This window comes from Halodurantibacterium flavum (genome assembly GCF_042681825.1).
GTDB lineage: Bacteria > Pseudomonadota > Alphaproteobacteria > Rhodobacterales > Rhodobacteraceae > Halodurantibacterium > Halodurantibacterium flavum.
This window is the reverse complement of the sequence record NZ_JBHUGH010000007.1, coordinates 21,537-40,938: the sequence shown is the minus strand read 5'-3', so window position 1 is coordinate 40,938 and position 19,402 is coordinate 21,537. Positions and strand designations below refer to the sequence as shown.

At 62.9% G+C, this 19,402-nt stretch carries 21 protein-coding genes; 14 read left to right on the top strand and 7 right to left on the bottom strand.

Annotated features, from left to right (window positions below; translation table 11 throughout):
- Window positions 1-8 precede the first annotated feature (8 nt).
- From tnpA to ACFSGJ_RS10115, 6 genes are all read left to right on the top strand, one after another.
- Entirely contained in the window at window positions 9-392 is a 384-nt protein-coding gene (gene tnpA / locus ACFSGJ_RS10140) for an IS66-like element accessory protein TnpA (protein ID WP_390261237.1), read from the top strand.
- Window positions 389-736, top strand: a complete 348-nt coding sequence (gene tnpB / locus ACFSGJ_RS10135) for an IS66 family insertion sequence element accessory protein TnpB (protein ID WP_184584621.1) — start codon at window positions 389-391, stop codon at window positions 734-736. Before tnpA ends, tnpB begins: the two co-directional genes overlap by 4 nt.
- A gap of 62 nt (window positions 737-798) precedes the next feature.
- Window positions 799-2,424, top strand: coding sequence for an IS66 family transposase (gene tnpC, locus ACFSGJ_RS10130; protein ID WP_390261294.1), 1,626 nt, complete (start codon window positions 799-801; stop codon window positions 2,422-2,424).
- Window positions 2,424-2,720 carry a hypothetical protein gene (locus ACFSGJ_RS10125; protein WP_390261235.1) on the top strand — a complete coding sequence of 99 codons (297 nt, stop codon included), beginning with the start codon at window positions 2,424-2,426 and terminating at the stop codon, window positions 2,718-2,720. The genes tnpC and ACFSGJ_RS10125 overlap by 1 nt, the downstream gene beginning before the upstream one ends.
- Window positions 2,721-2,812: 92 nt before the next feature.
- The gene (locus ACFSGJ_RS10120) at window positions 2,813-3,706 is read left to right on the top strand and encodes an abortive infection family protein (RefSeq protein ID WP_390261233.1); all 894 of its coding nucleotides are present in this window, start codon (window positions 2,813-2,815) and stop codon (window positions 3,704-3,706) included.
- A 253-nt stretch (window positions 3,707-3,959) separates the two neighbouring features.
- Complete coding sequence (locus ACFSGJ_RS10115; RefSeq protein WP_390261232.1) at window positions 3,960-4,988, top strand: hypothetical protein; 1,029 nt, start codon at window positions 3,960-3,962, stop codon at window positions 4,986-4,988.
- Window positions 4,989-5,337: 349 nt separating this feature from the next.
- On the opposite strand, the gene ACFSGJ_RS10110 is transcribed toward ACFSGJ_RS10115, so the two are convergent.
- From ACFSGJ_RS10110 to ACFSGJ_RS10100, 3 genes are all read right to left on the bottom strand, one after another.
- Complete coding sequence (locus tag ACFSGJ_RS10110) at window positions 5,338-5,508, bottom strand: hypothetical protein (RefSeq protein ID WP_165910185.1); 171 nt, start codon at window positions 5,506-5,508, stop codon at window positions 5,338-5,340.
- Window positions 5,509-5,653: 145 nt separating this feature from the next.
- Window positions 5,654-6,079, bottom strand: coding sequence for a hypothetical protein (locus tag ACFSGJ_RS10105; RefSeq protein ID WP_390261230.1), 426 nt, complete (start codon window positions 6,077-6,079; stop codon window positions 5,654-5,656).
- A gap of 247 nt (window positions 6,080-6,326) precedes the next feature.
- Entirely contained in the window at window positions 6,327-7,046 is a 720-nt protein-coding gene (locus ACFSGJ_RS10100) for a ParA family protein (RefSeq protein ID WP_390261228.1), read from the bottom strand.
- A 560-nt stretch (window positions 7,047-7,606) separates the two neighbouring features.
- Here ACFSGJ_RS10100 and ACFSGJ_RS10095 point away from each other — a divergent pair.
- The 3 genes from ACFSGJ_RS10095 to ACFSGJ_RS10085 are packed head-to-tail and all read left to right on the top strand — an operon-like array spanning window position 7,607 to window position 12,523.
- Complete coding sequence (locus ACFSGJ_RS10095; RefSeq protein ID WP_390261226.1) at window positions 7,607-8,200, top strand: transposase; 594 nt, start codon at window positions 7,607-7,609, stop codon at window positions 8,198-8,200.
- Window positions 8,187-10,520 (top strand): relaxase/mobilization nuclease domain-containing protein, encoded by a 2,334-nt coding sequence (locus ACFSGJ_RS10090; protein ID WP_390261225.1) that lies wholly within the window; start codon window positions 8,187-8,189, stop codon window positions 10,518-10,520. Before ACFSGJ_RS10095 ends, ACFSGJ_RS10090 begins: the two co-directional genes overlap by 14 nt.
- An 8-nt stretch (window positions 10,521-10,528) precedes the next feature.
- Complete coding sequence (locus ACFSGJ_RS10085) at window positions 10,529-12,523, top strand: type IV secretory system conjugative DNA transfer family protein (protein ID WP_390261223.1); 1,995 nt, start codon at window positions 10,529-10,531, stop codon at window positions 12,521-12,523.
- A 534-nt stretch (window positions 12,524-13,057) separates the two neighbouring features.
- Here the strand turns inward: ACFSGJ_RS10085 and ACFSGJ_RS10080 are convergent.
- Window positions 13,058-15,421, bottom strand: coding sequence for a heavy metal translocating P-type ATPase (locus ACFSGJ_RS10080; protein ID WP_271114198.1), 2,364 nt, complete (start codon window positions 15,419-15,421; stop codon window positions 13,058-13,060).
- Between the two features lie 100 nt (window positions 15,422-15,521).
- Here ACFSGJ_RS10080 and ACFSGJ_RS10075 point away from each other — a divergent pair, with 100 nt between their 5' ends.
- From ACFSGJ_RS10075 to ACFSGJ_RS10055, 5 genes are all read left to right on the top strand, one after another.
- Window positions 15,522-15,803 carry a metal-sensitive transcriptional regulator gene (locus ACFSGJ_RS10075; protein WP_010400326.1) on the top strand — a complete coding sequence of 94 codons (282 nt, stop codon included), beginning with the start codon at window positions 15,522-15,524 and terminating at the stop codon, window positions 15,801-15,803.
- Window positions 15,803-16,126, top strand: a complete 324-nt coding sequence (locus ACFSGJ_RS10070) for a hypothetical protein (RefSeq protein WP_010400327.1) — start codon at window positions 15,803-15,805, stop codon at window positions 16,124-16,126. Before ACFSGJ_RS10075 ends, ACFSGJ_RS10070 begins: the two co-directional genes overlap by 1 nt.
- A gap of 93 nt (window positions 16,127-16,219) precedes the next feature.
- On the top strand, window positions 16,220-16,699 hold the full coding sequence (locus ACFSGJ_RS10065; RefSeq protein WP_010400328.1) for a DUF411 domain-containing protein: 480 nt from the start codon (window positions 16,220-16,222) through the stop codon (window positions 16,697-16,699).
- Window positions 16,700-16,702: 3 nt separating this feature from the next.
- Window positions 16,703-17,158 (top strand): c-type cytochrome, encoded by a 456-nt coding sequence (locus tag ACFSGJ_RS10060; protein ID WP_010400329.1) that lies wholly within the window; start codon window positions 16,703-16,705, stop codon window positions 17,156-17,158.
- 38 nt (window positions 17,159-17,196) lie between these two features.
- Window positions 17,197-17,469 (top strand): hypothetical protein, encoded by a 273-nt coding sequence (locus ACFSGJ_RS10055; RefSeq protein WP_010400330.1) that lies wholly within the window; start codon window positions 17,197-17,199, stop codon window positions 17,467-17,469.
- Between the two features lie 27 nt (window positions 17,470-17,496).
- Here the strand turns inward: ACFSGJ_RS10055 and ACFSGJ_RS10050 are convergent, their stop codons facing one another.
- From ACFSGJ_RS10050 to ACFSGJ_RS10040, 3 genes are all read right to left on the bottom strand, one after another.
- A complete protein-coding gene (locus tag ACFSGJ_RS10050; RefSeq protein ID WP_010400331.1) occupies window positions 17,497-18,147 on the bottom strand; it encodes a L,D-transpeptidase in 651 nt (216 codons plus the stop codon).
- Window positions 18,148-18,228: 81 nt separating this feature from the next.
- The gene (locus ACFSGJ_RS10045; RefSeq protein WP_010400332.1) at window positions 18,229-18,681 is read right to left on the bottom strand and encodes a DUF305 domain-containing protein; all 453 of its coding nucleotides are present in this window, start codon (window positions 18,679-18,681) and stop codon (window positions 18,229-18,231) included.
- Window positions 18,682-18,774: 93 nt separating this feature from the next.
- Window positions 18,775-19,389, bottom strand: coding sequence for a DsbA family protein (locus ACFSGJ_RS10040; RefSeq protein WP_010400333.1), 615 nt, complete (start codon window positions 19,387-19,389; stop codon window positions 18,775-18,777).
- Window positions 19,390-19,402 lie beyond the last annotated feature (13 nt).

Here is a 19,402-nt window from a genome sequence, read left to right as displayed (position 1 = left end):
CGTGTCTTATGCGCGGAGGGATCATGCGGGGCGAAATTCTGGGGGTCGAACGGCGGCGTCGTTGGGATGATGACGAGAAGCTGGCGATTATCAGCGCGGTCGGTGTGGGCGATGTGACGTTGACGCAGGTTGCTCAGCGCCATGAGGTGACCCGTCAGCAGATCTACGCATGGCGCCACGAACTGAAGCGAAAGGGCCTCTGGTCCCCGGATGCAGGGGCATTGTTTTTGCCGGTTGGCATGGCGCCCGTCGCCGAGTTGCCGGTCGCGTCGGCCCCGCCACCGGTTTCCTGGATCGAACTTCGGCTGACCAAGGGGCGCATGCTGCGGTTCGAGAGCAGCATCGACGACAAGGATCTGACACGGCTGATCCGGGCGGTGGATACCGCATGATTGGGCCAGGCACCGGGGTTCGCGTGTATCTGGCCTGTGGCGCTACTGACATGCGCAAGGGGATCGCAGGTCTGGCTGCGCTGGCGCAGGACGTGATGCGCCAGAAGCCGACGGGCGGCGCGGTGTTCGCGTTTCGGGGGCGTAAAGGGGATCGGCTGAAGCTCCTTTATTGGGATGGCCAAGGGTTCTGCCTGTATTACAAGGTGCTCCAGCGTGGGCGCTTTCCCTGGCCGAATACGGCGTCCGGGGCCGCGCGCCTGACCTCCGCGCAATTGGCCATGCTGTGGGAAGGGATTGACTGGCGCCGCCCGGATTGGGGTGCGCCACCGGCGCGGGTCGGGTAGTTTATCCTCCTGAAATCCCTTGTTTATATGGCATATCCTGCTGCTCTATGGTAGTGAGCGGCATGTCGAGCACTGCTGCAACCCTGCCCGAAGACCCCGCGCTTTTGAAAGCGATGATCGCTGCCTTGCAGGCGGAGAACGCGAGGATGTCGGCGACAATCCGTGCCCATGACCAACTGATACAGACCCTGCGGTTGCGCATCGCAAAACTGAAGAAACAGGCTTTCGGCAAGTCCTCGGAGAAGGTCGAGCGTGAGATCGAACAGCTCGAACTGGCGCTGGAAGACCTGCTGATCGCAGCCGCCGAAAGCGTGAGTGCCTCCACGGACGAGGATGCCGGCGATGATGCTCCCGCATCCACCAGTAACGGCACCAATGAGCGCAAGCCCCGTCGTCGTCCTCGCGTGTCGGATGCCACGCCGCGCGAGCGTCGAGAGCTCGACCCTGGGACCTGCTGCCCGGACTGCGGTGGCGACTTACGTCTTGTGGGCGAGGATGTCAGCGACATGCTCGACCTGATCGCCGCGCAGCTCAGGGTCCTGCAGATCGCAAGACTGAAGAAATCCTGCCGCCGCTGCGAGAAGATGGTGCAGGAACCCGCGCCCAGCAGGCCAATCCCCGGCAGCATGGCGAGCGCGGCGCTGCTGGCCTACATTCTGGTCTCGAAATATGATGACCACCTCCCCCTCTATCGCCTGACCGAAATTTTTGCCCGCATGGGGGCCGATATCCCGGACAGCACGCTGGCCGACTGGTGCGGGCGCGCGATGAAGGTATTGCAGCCGCTGATCGAGAAGATCGAGGCGGATGTCATGGCCAGCGATGTGCTTCATGCCGATGATACCCCGATCCGGGTCCTGGACAAATCCTTGCGCGACAAGGGGCTCGGCAAGGGCGTGAAAAAGGGTCGGATCTGGGCCTATGTCCGCGACCATCGGCCTTGGGCAGGCGCATCGCCGCCCGGCGCGGTCTACACCTTCGCGCCGGACTGGAAGGAAGAACACGTCCATCGCCATCTGGCCAATACCCGCGGCATCCTGCAGGCCGACGGCTACAAGGGTTATGCCAAGCTCTATGAACCCGACCCTGACGGGCTGCCCCGCTTGCGTGAAGCGGCATGCTGGGCGCATCTGCGGCGTGACTTCCATGATGAATGGAGCAAGACCAAATCCGAGATCGCCCGCGAGGCGCTGGATCGGATCGGCGCGCTCTACGACATTGAGCGCGAAATCACAGGGCGATCCGCCGATATCCGACTTGCTGCCCGCCAGAAACACAGCGCCCCGAAGGTCGGGGCATTCTTTGCCTGGGCCGAGAGCCAGCTCGCGCTGATCCCCGGAAAGAGCGATCTTGCCAAAGCCTTCCGCTATGGCCTCAGCCGACGTGCCTCATTCAGTCTCTTCCTCGAAGACGGCCGGGTGGCCATCGACAACAATCCGGCCGAACGTGCCCTGCGCCCGATCGGCATCGGCCGGAAAAACTGGCTCTTCGCAGGGGCCGACACTGGCGCTGAAACGCTGGCCCGCGCCATGACCATCATCGAGACCGCCAAGATGAACGGCCTCGATCCGCAGGCCTATCTCGCCGACATCCTGGCCCGCGTCCACGACCACAAGATCAATCGTCTTGATGAACTTTTGCCATGGAACTGGTTGCCAGTGGTCATTCCCGAAGCCGAGGCCGCCTGATGGCAACCGTCACCCACGTCTGCACCCTCGATAATGTCGCCAGAATGCTGGGCGAGGACCCCGAGCTTCTCGAGGCTATCGTCTACAACGACGACAATCTGACCTATGGGGCAATCATCAGCGTCTATACCGGCCCGGACGAGGCTATCACCGCCCTGACTGACGACGGTATCGAAGAACTGCAAGACATGCTCAGGGCCGCTCGCATGACCACAGAAACCTGGCACGAGTTCCTCGACGACTTCGTCCATGACTCAGAACTCGTCGCTCGCATCAAGACTCAGCCACCGCGGTAGCAATCGGCCGGTTACAAGGCATATTCAACTGAAAGCGATGCAAAGCTTGCCGCCTTCAATGCGCTTCTTTGGGCGAGGGATCACCTATAGCCATGCCCTTCCCGCTATCGCCCCAGAGCATTGACGCCATCGCCGACATTATCAGCGGCGGTGGGGGCCATGACACGACGCCTCCCATCGGGATCTATCGCAGCGGGCCGAAGATCGAGAAATTCATGCGCGCCTGCAATGTGGCCTTCACGGTGAATGGCTCCCGCGTGCCGTCATTGGTGCAGTGCCTTATCAATCTCAACAATGGCTTCGAAGTCGATCAAGCGCTCCCGAGGATCATCGAGGCTGCCGCTGACCCCCGCGACTTTATCCATGAGCCCGAGCGCCATATCGCCGTGCTCGATCATCTTAACCGCGCGCTGCGCTTCGACGGCTTTGAGGTTCAGCAGCAGGGCGGGCGGATGCGGCTTGTCGAGGCGGGCAAGAATGTCCCTGTCCTGGCGGAGCTTGCCGGGCTGTCCGAGGTGATCGACTTCGACACGGTGAGCCGCGATCTGGACCGCGCCCTCGCCAGTAGCCAGACCGACCCCGAGGATGCCGTCACCGCCGCGTGCAGCACGGTCGAGAGCGTGTGCCGGTCGATCCTCATCGAGCTGGGGTTACCGCTCCCTGCCAAGAAGGACGTACAGGGGCTCTACAATGCCGTGAAGCAGCCGCTTGGTCTGTCCCCTGACCGCTCCGACATCGACCCCTTGATCGCGAATGATGTGCGACAAATCCTTTCCGGTCTAGCCACGGTCATCGGTGGGGTAGGGGCTCTTCGCACCCATGGCGGGGACGCCCACGGCCGCGAGAAGGGCTATGCCCGTATTGACGCGCGGATTGCCCGTTTGTCGATCCATGCCGCGAGTACGGCCGCTCTCTTCCTCATCGAAACCTGGCAACGGAAATTTCCTGCCCGCCCGCTTCCAAAAGTCGACGATCCAGCAGGGTAACGGCCAGTTTCATCCTGTCAGTAGCACCGGTTTTGGCCGGTCTTTTCTTCCTCGTTTTTGAAGGCGGCTGAATGTCCCCGCGCTTGTGTCCCAACTGAGCCCCAAGTGATGGCGACCGAATAGGCCGCCTCTTTACGCCCTTCCCGGCACGGAGGAGAGCGCCGTGCCAATGGAAGACTCCAAGTTGCCCTGCCAACATGCTATATTTAGGTTGGAGCGAACGGTACGCTACAAGATGTTCTGAGGTTGCGAGATGTTTGAAGAGACACAACGATTTTTGCGGAGCCTCGATGGCGGCGGCCAAGTCCCGGTCCTCATTGAGGACGACGAGGAAGGCTACTTTGACCGTGAATGCCCATCGGATGAATGCCTTTTCCAGTTCAAGATGCTCAGCGAAGATTGGCATAAGGCCAAGGAAGCAGAGCGGCTTCACTGTCCCGCCTGCGGCCATACCGATCACAGCGACCGTTGGTGGACACAGCAACAGGTCGAGCACATGCACGCGGCTGCCGTGGCGCAGATTCAAGGCGGCCTCAATCGAGCACTGAAAACCGATGCTGCCCGGTTCAACCGGAGCAGGCCGCGCGGCGGCTTCATTTCGATGACGATGAAAGTGGATTCCCGGCCGCAGCATGTCATGCTGCCCCCGGCCGCCACCGACCCAATGGCGCTGAAGATCACCTGCCCGTCCTGCGCCTGCCGCTATGCCGTGATCGGGGCTGCCTATTTCTGTCCCGCTTGCGGCCACAGCGCCGCCGAACAGGTCTTTGAGCAGACCATCGCTGGGATCAAGGCCACCCTGAAGGCGCTCGACCAGGTGCGCGCCGCCATGCCGGATCGCGACACCGCCGAAACCACCGTGCGCGTCGTGATCGAGAACGGCTTGCAGAACGCCGTCACCGCCTTTCAGCGTGTGGTCGAAGCACTGTTTGTGGAGCTTCCCGCGCCTCCTAAGACAAGGCGGAACGCTTTCCAGAACCTTGCCGAGGGCAGCACCCTTTGGCAGCAGACAACGGGGAAGGGCTATGACGCCCATCTCGACGCCCCCTCCCTCGACCAACTCGCGCGGGCGTTCCAGCAGCGCCATCTGCTTGCCCACCGGCAGGGACTTGTCGATGAGGAGTATATCGCCAAGAGCGGTGACACCCGCTACCGGCCCGGCCAGCGGCTTGTACTTCGCGCCGAAGGCGTCACCGAGGCCGTCGAGCTTGTCGAAAGGCTCGTTGCGGGGCTTCGGGATGATGCAAGCATTGCCCGTTCAAGGCAGGGGCCTTCACCATAAATACTGGCAGGGGCGCGGCGCCACGATATTTGAAGGCCACCGGCTTCCAGTCTGCCCTTGCCGCTCCGAGAACCGTGCGCGTGCGCTCGTGGATGATCGATCCGTTGCCTCTGTGATCCCTCGCCGCAAAAGCTACGCCTTCAAAGGAGCCGCATTAGCGTGGCGCGGTAGGTTGGACAGGGAGGCTGAAAGAAAAGAAATTGGGCCTGTCGGAACGGGTTCGGTTCCAACGCATGAGTTATAGAATTCTATTCTATAACTCATGATGCGCTGAATTTGGCATGGCCTGCTGTGCGACTGGCACTCTGCACCGCCCTTGATCGCCTGGCCCGCAGTTAGATCACGCCTGTCAGGCGGCCTCGACCATCGGCTCGTAGCGCACATCGGGCATGGCATCATTGAGCCAAGCAGGCTGCAGGTCTCCATTGTTCCATTGGTACAGGTAGCCCACCAGCGTGTCGGTTTTCTTGCAGAGGATGCGCATGATCGGTTCGGCCGTAAGCCGCGGTAAAATGGTCACGATGTGCTCCTCTCAAACTGACCTCAGGACTTGTTAACAACGAGGCCGCAATATCGTTTTGAACGTCTTAGGGTTGGGTTTCTGCAACTGCAAGATGAAGTCGGCGGCCTCGGCAAGAACCCACCGACAAAAGGACAAGTTGTCTTTATAGACAGGTTTCTGGCGTATCCTTTTCTGCATTCTGCGCTGCAGCGCGAACGGCGATCTCGTGCAGAAGTATGTCGATCTCTGCCCAGACGCGCGGCTCGATCTGGCCGCGGACCAAGGCCCACTTGCTCAGCACATCGAGGGGGTCATGCTCGTGCAAGAGGGCAGTCAGCGCAGAGGCATCGACCGCCAGCGAGGTGCGTGCGCGCCATTCGGTAATCCGCGTCCGCTGCTCTTCCGAAGGCGGGAAGAAGTCAGGCCCGAGCTCCCAGTTCTTTACCGCGCGGCGCAGGGCGGCGCGGATGACGTGGGCAGGATCGACGCCGCAGTCGATCAGGGCTTCCTCCTGCCGTTCCAGCGCGTTCACCCGGATGTCGATCTTGCGCGTCGTCGGACTGCGGCGCGGGCGGGTGGGAGATACCATGGCCGCGGATGCTGCACGCCCGGCTGTCTCCTGTTTGGGTTGAGGCGCGGGCGCAGGCTGCGTACTTGGCGGCGAAACAGCGTGACTGTCCAAGACCACAGGGTCGACGTTTGCAGCTTCTGGCATCGTCTCAGCTCGCAGAACCTCTTCCCCGTCCGGGTCTCCTTCCACCTCTGCGCGCAGGGATGCGGCATATGCCGGGTCGGGCCGCGTGATGGTCGGGATTTTCTTCCTCATCGCCCCGTCCTCACGTGGCCAGGATGTTGTTGAGGATGTCTGTGGCCTCTTCGAGGGCTTCGACGACGTGGCGCACATGTGGGCGCATGAGCGGGTTCGGATCGGTCTGCTTTTGCAGCGCCACGGCGTGCAGGAGGCCCTTTTCGTCCATCTCCTTGTAGACGTTCCGCCGCATCATCACGGTCTCGACCACCGGAAACCGCGCGATCGCCGCTTCGATGAGGGCAGCATCGGCACGGGTGGTCTTGGGATCCACCATGTTCAGGACCACGTGGTGGCGGGGCAGGCTGTCGGGGTCATCGACGCGAGCGCGGAGCTTTTCGAACCAGTCAGCCGTCTGCGCGCCGACATCGAGATCCGAGGTCGAGAGCATGACAGGCGTCACGATGTGATCGGCCAGAACGGCGATCCCGTCCGACCACTCGGCCCCGACGCCTGCTGTATCGATGAAGATGAAATCAGCCGAGTCCGCCGCATAGACCTGCTCGATCCGGCGATCCACGGCGCCTACGCTTTCGACGGTCGCGGAGCGCAGGAGTGGCGATCCCAGCCCCGCGGCTTCAGCCCGCTTGTGCCAGGTACCGAGCACGCCGGTGCTGTCGGTATCGATCAAAAGGACGCGACGGCCAGCGGCAACGGCAGCGCTGATCAAGGCGCGCGAGAGCGTGGTTTTGCCACTCCCCCCTTTCCGGGCCATCGCAGCGATCACCACGAGATTGTCGTTCGGCATGGGGCAGACCTCTGGCAAGAATGGTGAAACGCAACAAAGATGTTTTTACGTAGCTAACCTCCGTGTGCGACGGCGTCAAGCAGAAGACGGGATGCGGACTCCCGCAGGCGAAATGCGGGGCGCATAATGCATCGTGCAGGGGACGTGAGGCATGCTGCACGCGTCACCCGACGTCATCCCCCTGCGCGATGCAGTGCCCAGATGACGCGCTACATGCGACGGGCGCCATTTTCCGCGTCGCAGGAAACGCGACGCATTCTGCATTGGACGTGGATCATCCGGCACCACGCGCGATGCGGGCGGCACACGCCATCGGGCACACGCCAGAAGCCGTACTGCAGGGCGCGCAAAACGCAGTCCAAAGGACGCGATGCGGGGTGCAGGCAACGCGGGACGCGCTGCGTTGAGCGCCTTGCGCGCTGCATTTACCAAAGGACGTCAAATCGGCCCGCGAGGCCGATTTTCTACATTGAGTACAAGCCCTTGGTGCCTTCTCCGCTTGTGCTGGGAGAAGGCGGGCTTGTACGAAGTTGGCAGGAAATAGGGGGTCTTTCTTCCGCATGTCCCGAACAAAACGCCTGACAGAGATCGAGAAGATGCAGATCGTCCGCGAAGCCGCGGAGGGTGTGTCGACGTCTGAGCTGGCTGAGCGTTTCGAGGTCACATCGCGGGCCGTGCGCTACGTCCTGAAAGCCGATGCAGAGCGCCAGACGGATGCCGCAATTCCGGTCTCAGCGGTCAGTGTAAAGGTCACGGCTGCGGAGCTCGCGGCGCTCGACGAGGTGCTGGCCGAGGCCGGGATCGAGAGCCGTGCCGAGGGGCTGCGGCGACTCATTCAGGCGGCAGGCGGGGTGTTCGTTCCGGACGCGCAGATGGCAGCAGAGATGGCTCGCTACCGCGCCTCTCTGCACGAGGTCGGTAATGGGGTCGCGCAGATCGCCAAACAGATGACCCGGGCCAACCGGCGGGGGCAGGCGGCCGTGGGGGGCACGAGTGCCAAGTTCACCGAATTGCGCCTCGCACAGATGCGCGGGCTGGCGCGGTTCATTCTGGATTCCGCTGACGAGATCGATCTGCTCCTGCGCCGCCGTCGCAACGCGATGCAGCTGCAGGCCACGGCCGCGCTGAGGGAGTTTGCCCATGCGGCTGAATGATGCTGTCCATGCCGTCACGGGCGAGGTCTTCCGGGATGGCTGGAGCCGGATCCGGGGCTCGATGCAAGGGCTGCACGTGGCCAAGCAGAGCCAGCTTGCGCGCGCGGCTGCGGGGCATCGGCCAGCGGTCTTCAAGGCGATCCGGGGCGGGGGTACGCATACCAAATCACAGCTCGCAAACCAGCTCGATTACCTCACCACCAAGTCCACCCATATCGTGGACAGTAGCGGGTTCCTGGATGGCAAGACGAAGCTCGAGGCGGGTGACATCAAGGATCTGACCGAGCGCTTTGCCAAACGGTGGGATGCGGGCTTCAAACCCAAGCTTGGGCAGACCACCCACATGCTCATGTCCTTCCCCATCGGCACGCGGGGCGAGGATGTGCGCGACATCGCAACGGATGTGGCCGAGCGGTTCTTCCAGACCGATGAGGGGCATTTCGACTACATCATCGCGGTGCATGAGGACCGCGATCACCCGCATGCGCATCTGGTGCTGAACCGCCGCTCACAAGAAGGCGAGTTCTTCTTTCTGGGGCGCAACCACCGCTTCAACTATGACGACTTCCGCCTCGCCATGGTCGAGGAGGCGGAAAAGTATGGCGTGCGGCTGGAAGCCACGCGCCGGGTGGATCGCGGGGTTGTGCATTACCCCGCCCGGACCCGCGAGGTCTATGCGGCGAAAGAAGAGGGGCGCGCACCCCGCGAGCGCGAACGCGTGGGGCAGGACCTGACCCGGACGCTGGCGGAGATCGCCAACACCAGGACCGTCTACCATTCGCTTGCCGCAGAGGCCTCCCGGGAGGCCCGGGAAGACATCGCCGCGGCACTCTTCCGCGCGGGCGAGGTGCTGGCGCATGGCGGGCAGCTGGACCGAACAGGAGATGTTTATATGGCCGAGGATCAAAGCTTCGAGGACCTGAGAAGCCTCTATGCGGAAAAGCTCGCGCGGGTGCAGGGCATGATCGCCGAGAAGTCTGACGCCGAACGTCCCGCGCTGGAAAAACGCCTCATCGAGATCCAGACGCAGGTCCAGCACATGCAGCCTCTCGGTTTGCGATCATCCACGCTGTCAGAGACCCCCTCGGAGGGCGGGATCTATTCCGAGGCCAATATCGACGCCAGCCAGCTTGAGCGTTTGGCCGAGCCGGACCTGAGATCGCGCATTGACGTAGCACTGCGGGGTACGGGGATCAGCACATCGGAAGTGGTGGCACGGATCGAGACGGGCGCCTCAAATGCGGCGCTCGAGCGTCAATGGATCGCCGACGATCTTGCCAAGGTGGCCGAGGCGCGCGATCTGAACCTCGAACGCCGTGCCGATCTGGAACAGGCGCGTGACATCCTGAATGACGTGCATGTCGCGCTTGGCACGCTGTTGGAGCGCGAGAACGTGCTGCGCCGGGATGGCGTCGTGGAAGCGGAACCGGTCAGCGAGCGGTACCACTATCACGAGGGCGCGGTGCAGGCGATGGAAGGGACAATCCGTCAGGAGATGCGCGCAGACGGCCTGACAGCGCAGCAGATCGAGGACCGTGACTGGGAAGTTGTCTCGCGGGCAGAGCGACGGATCGAGACGGAGCAGCGCGCGTATCTCGAGGCACACCCGGAGCTGCTCGCACGCCCAGGCGATGTGATCGACCGGTCTGAGCCTTACAGGGAGACCATCACCGATGCGGCCCGCGCCAGCGAGATCACCCGCGAGGTCGACCGGATCATGGAGGGTCGCGATGTCCGCACCCCAGTTGCGGATGCTGTTACCAAGGACTTAAGGGAGCGCTATCCGGACATGCCGTCCCACCTCGCCCGTGGGCTCGGTGCGACCTATGCCGCCGTCATCGAGATACGGGACACGGAGGCCATCAATCAGGTCCGCCGCGACAACGAGTTGCGCGAGGGGCTCGGGGTTGGCACGCGCGACGACCTCCTCGCAGCCCGCGGTGAAACTGCGCCGCAGTCTGACCGTGCCGACCGCCTTGCAGACGAGATTGCGCGTGTTCTGGACCATGAGCGGGCGGGGGAATTGTCCGCGCCCTTCGAGACCGAGGCGGAGCGGGACGCCTTCCGCGACGAGATCGCGCGGGTGCTGGATGACCGTCAACTCGAGCGGCTCACATCCGGCGATGCCGATGCGCTGGACAAGGTTCTCGAGGACCGCCTCGACCGGCTTTATGTCGCCAAGGTCTATCTGCAATCCGATGCCGCGACGGCCAACACGGAGGCCTTGCGCCAGGTGGTCGATGATCTTGCCGACACCGAATACGAAAAACACCGCACTGGCGATGTGGATGGCGAGACTGAGCGGGGACAGGTCCATTGAGCGCCTCCATGGGAAAAGCGCGGATCGCAACAGGGGTCTTGCTGGTAACGCTGGTGACTGGGGCCATGGGCTATACGATCGCCTCGGCGGTGCTGACCTACCAGGATCTCGGGTTTGGGGCCGAGATCGACTTTGCCTATATCGCGCAGAACTATCTGGCGATCCTGGACCGCCGCCCGGAGGACGCGCAACTTATTCACCTGATCATCGGCAGCTTTGCCGCCGCCGGCATGATGCTGAGCCTCGCCCTCTCGGGATCGGCGCTCACACGCTTTGGCCAGACGCATTGGCAGAGTGCGCGCGAGATGAAGGCCAATGGGTTTTTCGGGGCGCCAGGGACCGGGTTCATCCTCGGCAAGCTGGGGACGCCGAGCTCCCGCGCCAACTACATTTGTTCGAAGGTTTTCCCGCATGCGCTGATCGTGGCGCCCACAGGCCGCGGCAAGACCACGGGCTTCGTCATTCCGAACCTGCTGACCTGGCAAGGCTCTGCCGTGACGCTCGATGTGAAGGGCGAGTGCTTTGAGGCCACGGCCCGGCATCGCGCAGCCCAAGGCGACAAGGTCTATCGCTTTTCCCCCACCGATTGGGAGGGCAAGCGCACGCACCGCTACAACCCGCTCCTGCGAATCTTCGAGTTGAAGGACCCTGCGCGGCAGCAGATGGAATTGCAGCTCTTGGCGACGCTCTTTCTGCAGAGCGATAACGACAGGGTGCAGGGACTTCTGAAAGGTGGGATCGATCTCTTCGTGGCGGCAGGCCTGCTGGCCTTCCAGCGCAAGCGCCCGACTCTCGGCGAAATCTACCGCATCGCCGCCTCGGGAGGGAACAAGCAGAAGGAGTATTTCGCGCGGGGTCACGAGGTCGACAACAGGGCGGCCAAACTGATCTTCACGCGGCTCGCTTCGACCAATAACGACACGCTGACCTCCTATGTCTCGCTCCTGATGACATCGGGGCTCGACCAATGGCAGAACCCTGCCATCGACGAGGCGACGGCGGTGTCGGATTTTGATTTCCGGACCATCCGCAAGAAGCCCTTTTCGGTCTATCTCGTGGTCCAGCCGCTGATGGTGAAGCCGCTTGCGCCGCTGATCCGGCTCTTCTTTTCCGATCTTCTCTCGGCCATGCAGGAAAAGGACCCAGGGCCCGATGAGCCCTGGCCGGTGATGATCATGCTCGACGAGTTCAATCGTCTCGGCAAGATGCCCATCGTGGTCGAGAGCATCGAGACCCTGCGCACCTATCGCGGGCATCTGGCCGTGGTCACCCAAACCATCCCCGCCCTCGATGAAATCTATGGCGAGAACACCCGCCGCGCGCTTCAGGGCAATGCGGGGGTGAAGCTCTACCTCACGCCCTCCGATGAAAAGACCGTCGAGGAGCTGAGCAAGGCTGTCGGCAAGACCACGAAGACCGTGGTCACGCGATCTCAATCCATCGGCAAGAACCCCTTCGAAGGCCGCAGCCAATCGACACGGACTGAAGAAAGCTCCCTCCTGCCCGAGGATGAGGCGCGCCGCCTGCCGCTTGACGAGATCGTCATGGTCATCGACGCGCAAATGCCTGTCCGCGCGAAGCGGATCCAATATTTTGACGATCGGCTGTTCAAGGCGATCCATGCGGCGCAGACGGGCGAGTTGCCGTTTCCGGAGCCGGGGGGAGGGGGGCCGCAGGGCACTCTGCCGCTAAGTGTGCGCGCCATGCCGATGAGGCCGCCACCGGACGGGTCAGGCGGATCTGAGGCCGACGTTGAGGCCGCACGCCAGGCTGCTGATGGCCAATCTTCAGTGCAAACCGATGTCGCCACAAAGAAGACAGCACCCGTCGTTCAAGCTGTCGTCGCAGAGGAACAGCGGCAGATGGAGATGGATTTTGAGGGCCAGGTTGCGGATTCCGACACAGTGGATGATGAGGCGCAGATGCGCTCTGCAGTCGATGGCTTGAACGACATGGAAGCGATGCTGCAGGAGGAGGGTGGCAAAAAGCCAATTCACCGGTAGGGCGGTGGGCATGGTCTGACGGTCATAGAGGGCGGAGAGCCGACTTGCGGCAGTGCGGCGCAGCATTGGCAACAATCTGTAATAAGCCGACATTCAGGGGCAAGATCACGAGAGACCGGCACGAGCTACTGGTCGGGCGGGATTTGCACCTACGACCTTCAGGTTATGAGCAGATCAGAGGCGAAATTCGGGCACCCCGTAATTTCAGTATGTTACGGGACAATCGATTGATTTATTGCGATTTCCATGCCGACGCTCAACTGCATTGAGCGACATCTGACGGAACAACCTGCACGAGAACTGCAGCCAAGGGTTGAGGTGGCGTTGAGGTAGATGATTTTTCCAGCATCGTAAGTCTGACAACAAAAGTGCGGCCCATGCGTTGCCAGCAAGAGAGGGCCCGCTGAGAAGAAAACTCACATCTCCAACGGTTGTCGTTTATGTAGTCGCCCTGATGGAAAGCCGCGTCCCGTTTTGGAGTACCCTGATCGGGCTGAAACCGAAATTTCAAACCCACACGCCACCTCCTCAACCTTATAGCTTCACCCGTTTCAGCCTCAGCGCATTGGCGATGACCGAGACCGAGGACAGCGACATGGCGGCGGCGGCAATCATCGGTGACAGCAATATTCCGAAGAACGGATACAGCAGACCGGCGGCAACCGGGATGCCAGCCGTGTTATAGGCGAAGGCGAAGAACAGGTTCTGGCGGATATTGCGCATGGTGGCCACGGCCAGCTTGCGGGCGCGGACGATGCCGGTCAGGTCGCCGCCCAGCAGGGTCAGCCCGGCGCTTTCGACCGCCACATCGGCGCCAGTGCCCATGGCGATGCCCACATCCGCCGCAGCCAGCGCGGGCGCGTCGTTTACCCCGTCGCCCGCCATGGCGACCTTGTTCCCCTTGCCGCGCAGCCCGTCGATCAGATCCTTCTTGCCCTCAGGCAGCATCCCGGCGCGGACCTCGTCGATGCCCAGCTTGCTCGCCACCGCCTGCGCCGTGCGTTCGTTGTCGCCGGTTGCCATGATCACCTTGATGCCCAGATCGTGCAACTCGCGGATCGCCGCCTCGGCAGTTGGCTTGATCGGGTCGGCCACGGCGACCAGACCGGCCAGCCTGCCATCCAGCGACACGAACATGGCGGTCTTGCCCTCGCCGCGCAGGCGGTCGGCAGTGTCCTCGCCGGTGTCGCAGTCGATCCCAAGCGAGGTCATCAGCGCGTTATTGCCAAGCGCCACGTCGCGGCCATCGACCTTGCCGATCACCCCCTTGCCGGTGATAGCTTCGAACTCCTCGCCATTACCAAGGCTCAACCCGCGCGTTTTTGCGCCTTCGACAATGGCTTCGGCCAGCGGGTGTTCCGAGGCCCGTTCCAGCGCCGCCGCAGCACCGAGCAACTCGCCCTCGGGCACGTCACCGAAGCTGGTCACATCGGTCAGTGCAGGCTTGCCTTCGGTCAGCGTGCCGGTCTTGTCAACGATCAGCGTATCGACCTCGGCCATCAGCTCCAGCGCCTCGGCATTCTTCACCAGCACGCCCGCCTGCGCGCCGCGCCCCGCCGCCGTGGTGATGGAAATCGGCGTCGCCAGCCCAAGCGCACAGGGACAGGCGATGATCAGCACCGAGACCGCCGAGGCGATGGCGAAGACATATGAGGGGCTGGGGCCGAAGATCAGCCAGACGATGAAGGCCAGCACCGCGATCACCACCACCGTCGGCACGAAGATCGCTGACACCCGGTCGGCCAGCCCTTGAATCGGCGCCTTGGACCGCCGCGCCCCGGCCACCATCTGCACGATCTGCGACAGCACCGTATCGGCGCCGACATCGGTGGCGCGGATCGCCAGCGTGCCGTTCTTGTTGATCGTGCCGCCGGTCACGCGGTCGCCCTGCACCTTCTCGACCGGCACCGGCTCGCCGGTGATCATGCTTTCGTCGACGGAGGACCGCCCCTCGACCACCTCGCCATCGACCGGCACGCTATCGCCGGGCCGCACGCGCAAGAGGTCCCCGGCCGCGATGTTTTCCAGCGGCGCGTCATATTCCGTGCCATCGGGCAGGATGCGCCGCGCCGTCTTGGGCGCCAGATCCATCAGTGCCCGGATCGCATCACCGGTGCGTTCCCGCGCCCTGAGTTCCAGTACCTGCCCGACAAAGACCAGGGCAACGATGACCACCGCAGCCTCGTAATAGGTGTCGACCATGCCGCCCATTCGGTATTCCTCGGGAAAGATGCCCGGCAGGAAGGTGGCGAAGAGCGAATAGAGATAGGCCGCGCCGACACCCAGCGAGATCAGCGTCCACATGTTCGGTGAGCGGTTTTTGAAGGAATCCAACCCGCGCTGAAAGAAGGGCCGCGCCGCCCAGAGCACGATGGGCGTGGCTAACAGGAATTCCAGCCAGACGGCGGTGCGGTGCCCGATCCAGTCACGGACCGGGATGCCCACCATCTCGCCCATGGTCAGGATCAACAACGGCACCGCAGCGGCCACGCTGACCCATAGCCGCCGGGTGAAATCGGTCAGTTCATGGCTGGGTTCATCCGAGGGAATCATCTGCTCCAAGGCCATGCCGCAGATTGGGCAGGCGCCGGGTTCGTCGCGGACGATCTCGGGATGCATCGGGCAGGTCCATTGCGTGCCCGCCGGGGCGGATTTTTCGACCTTGGCCGCCGCGCCCGAGGCGTAGAACCACGGGTCGCCGTCGAACTTCGACTGGCAACCGTCCGAGCAGAAATAGAACGTCTGTCCCTCATAGTCGCGGTGCCGGGCCTCGGGCTTGATCGTCACCTGCATCCCGCAAACCGGGTCGATGGCCTTACCGGGATCAGCCTGTGCCGGTGCGCCACCGTGTGTCCCGTGATCGTGATGCCCATGCGAATGATCGTGCTTGTGGTCCATGACTCTCTCCCGGCAGATACCTATAGGGGGTATATCAGACTTGCTCTATACCCCTTGAGGGTATAGTACAAGCCTCAGATGTTGAAGTTCGGAGCCCTCCTTGGCGCATGACAAGCAGAACCGAGACGCGATCCTGAAGCGGCTTTCCCGCCTGAACGGTCAGGTGCAGGGCGTCTCGCGCATGGTCCAGGATGGGCGCTATTGCGTCGACATCCTGAACCAGACCGCCGCCATCCGGTCTGCCCTGCGCGGCGTCGAACGCTTGCTGATCGAGGATCACGCGCGAAGCTGCATGGAAGACGCGATCCAATCCGGCGATCAGGACCGTCAGCGGGTGATGTTCCGCGAGGTCGTCGAACTGATGGAAAAGGTACGCGACTGATGCGGTTCCTGCTATCGGCACTGCTTGCCGTCATGCTGGCGGTGACGATGCCACTGGCCCTGACCGGCGCCGCCTCGGCGGAAGCATCGTCGATGGCCTCGATGGCCGAAACATCCGCGTCGCCAGTCGCGCATGAATGCTGCACCACGCAGCCGGATTCTCCACATGGCGACTGTGCGGCCTGTGCCGCCATCGGCAATGCCGAAATCACGCCCAACGCGGCCCGCTTGCCACGCCGAATCCGACACTTTCCCCCGCTGCAAGATATGAAATCGGCCAGGCCGCGCTTGCCGCTGCCCCCTCCGCGATCCGCTGCTCTCTGACGCCACATGGCCCGAGGGGCCACAAGCCGATCAACTGCGCCATGACAGGGATGAATGACCCTACGGCGCGCAATATCCTGAAAGACATCAGATATGAGCAATCATCACTTCTCGCGTCGCGGGGCGATCCTTGCGGTCGCGGCGATACTGTCGACAGCCTCTACCCTTGCCTTTGCCGCCATCGGTTCGGACGAAAAGCCGAACCTGCTGAGTGTCACCAAGGACCCCGGCTGCGGCTGCTGCGGCGCCTGGGCCGATCTGGCCATCGAGGCGGGGTTCGAGGTCGAGATCACTGAGGCCAGCGACTATGTCGGTATGAAGCGCGACGCCGCTGTGCCCGAAAACCTGTGGTCCTGCCACACGACCCGGATCAGCGGCTATATCGTCGAGGGCCATGTGCCCTTCGCGGCCATAAGGCAGCTTCTGGAACAGCGCCCCGACATTACCGGGATCGCCGTGCCGGGGATGCCCGCCGACTCGCCGGGCATGGGTGGCGGGGTCGAGGCCACCGCCGAGGTCATCGCCTGGGGCGGCATTGCCGGTGACGGTCGCGCCTTTCCGCTGGACGGGTAGCAGATGACGCGCAACGCACTCATCCTCATCGCAGCGGTCGGTCTGGCCGCTGCGATCCTGATCCTCTGGCGCGGCAGCGGGGCCACCGGAACAGCCGCGCAGGATCAGGCCGTGATCGCGCTTGGCCAGCGGCTCTACGTCGATAACTGCGCCAGTTGCCACGGCGCCGATCTGGAAGGCCAGCCGGACTGGCAGACCCCGCTCGCAAGTGGCCGCTATCCGGCGCCCCCGCATGACGAGACCGGTCACACATGGCATCACGCCGACGCGCTTCTGGTACAGATCATTCGCGACGGCACGGCCGCCGTGGTCGGCGATGGGTATAAAAGTGACATGCCCGGCTTCGGCGATGTCATGAGTGACGACCAAATCGCCGCCGTTCTGGCCTATATCAAATCTACCTGGCCTGAACGGGAACGGGCAATCCAGAGCCGCATCACCAAGGACAGCGCGCCGTAACACCCCGGCGCGACACCACCATAGCCAAGGAGTTTCCCATGAAGAAAAGAACCGCCGCCATCGCCCTGACGCTGCTCGTCCTTGCCGGATGCGCGGCCCAGGCGCCCGATATCGCTGCCGAAGCGGCCTCGCCGTATCCCATTCCGAACGAGGTCGTCGCCATCGCCGGCCCCAACCAGGACCTGACAACGGCGCGGCTGGACCCGGCGGATGATTGCTATTGGTATTATCATGTCGGGCCGGTCGAAACGACGCTGGTGCCGCTGCGGGCGGCCAACGGCAACCATATCTGCAACGCGCGTACGTCCTGACGCCCGGCCTCGCCAGAGGGCGACCGTTCAGCTGATGGCCGTCACGCTGCCCTCCGGCGAATAGAGATAGGCGGTCGCGCCGATCTGGACGCGTGGATAGAGTCCGTTGATATGGGCCATGACCATGCGGACGCAGCCGGAACTGGCGCGGCTGCCGATCGAGGTCGGAAACGGCGTGCCGTGAATGCGCAGATAGGTGTCGCGCTCGCCGAGATAGAGATAAAGCGCCCGTGACCCGAGCGCATTCCGGGGACCGGGCTCCATGCCGTTTTCATACTGCGCATAGACCTCGGGTTCGCGCTCGATCATGTTCCTTGTCGGGGTCCAGTGCGGCCATTCGGCCTTGCGCTTTATTGTATAGGTCCCCGGCTCGTAAAGATCGCCCCGGCCGATGGCCACGCCGTAACGCATCGCCGTGCCGCCCTCTTCGATGTGGTAGAGGTATCGGGCCACGGCATCGACATGGATATCGCCCGGCACCAGACCGTCATTCGCGACAATCCGCTGCGGCAGGAAACGCTGGTGCAGGCCCCAAGGATTGGGGCCGCCGGCTTCCACCTCGGCATCCCAGGCGGCCTTCTGCGCCGCGTCGGGCCAGGTCGAGGCCATAAGCGGGCTGGCGGCGGAGGCCGCGAACAGCGCCGTCGTCGTTCGGATGAAATGTCTGCGTGTCAGCATGTGATTGCTCCTCGTAATGGTTGTACCTTCAGATGAATGCGGCAAGCGCAGCGGGATCCGCGATTGCCGAACCGTATCGCATCAGCGCCCATCGACCTCGGGCGTCGCCGCTGGCCCGCCTTCCAGATCGGCGATCAGCGCCTTCATCTCCGCGATTTCCAGCGTCTGGGCCTCGATGATGCTGTCCGCCAGCGCCCGCACGCGAGGATCCGAGATATCCGCGCGGGTGGATGTCAGGATCGCAATCGAGTGATGCGGAATCATCGCCTTCATCCAGGCGGTATCATCGACCGTTGCCTGACTGCGAACCAGAAACAGGCCGAGGGCAAAGGCCAGAATTGAAAGGCCTGCGACGGTCATATTGGCGCGCTGGTTGCGATACATCCCAAGCATGAAGGCCAGCATGATCAGCGCCATGGCGCCGCCCATGTAAAGCGCCATCCACATCCGGGTCTGGCTGAAAAAGACATGATCCATCGCCCAGGTGTTCAGATACATCAGCCCGAACATGATCACCGTCGAGGTAGCGATCATCGCCGCAAAACGGCCATAGCTTCCGCCGCTCTGGCTTCCGTGGCTATTGTGTCGATCAGAATTATCCATAGCGTTGTCCTTTCGTGAAATGCTTCAATTGCCACGCGAGGCCGCAACCAGTTCGGCCAGTTCCGTTGATGAAATGGCGCCAAAGCGCGAATCCGATCCGGCGATGAAGGTGGGTGTGCCGACAAGCCCCATCGCCTCGGCCAGCGCATTGGACTGCTGGATATGTTGGGCAATCTCCGGGCCGCCCATATCGCGCTGCAACTGCTGAGTGTCTAAACCCATGGATCGCGCAACACGCAGGACGCTGGCCCTTTCGGCCCGGGGTTTCTGACTCATCAAGGCGCGATGAAAGTCGGCGTAGCGGCCCTGCTTGCGCGACGCCAGCGCCGCGCGGGCCGCGAAAACCGAACCCTCGCCAAAGACCGGCCATTCCCGCATCACCATCCGCAAGCCGGGATCGGCTCCTAACACGGCATCCACCACTGGCATCATCGCACGGCAGAACTGGCAGTTATAGTCGAAGAACTCGATCAGAGTCGCATCGCCGTCAGGATTGCCGAAGATCGGCGCATTCGCGTCATGTTCAAGCTGCCTGCGGAATTCGGGTGGAAGCGAATGACCAGCCCAAGATAGGCGCGGTGCGATGGCCATCGCCGGGGCGGTAAGGGCCAGGGTCAGGATCATGCGTCGCTGAAACATCATGTCACTCCCG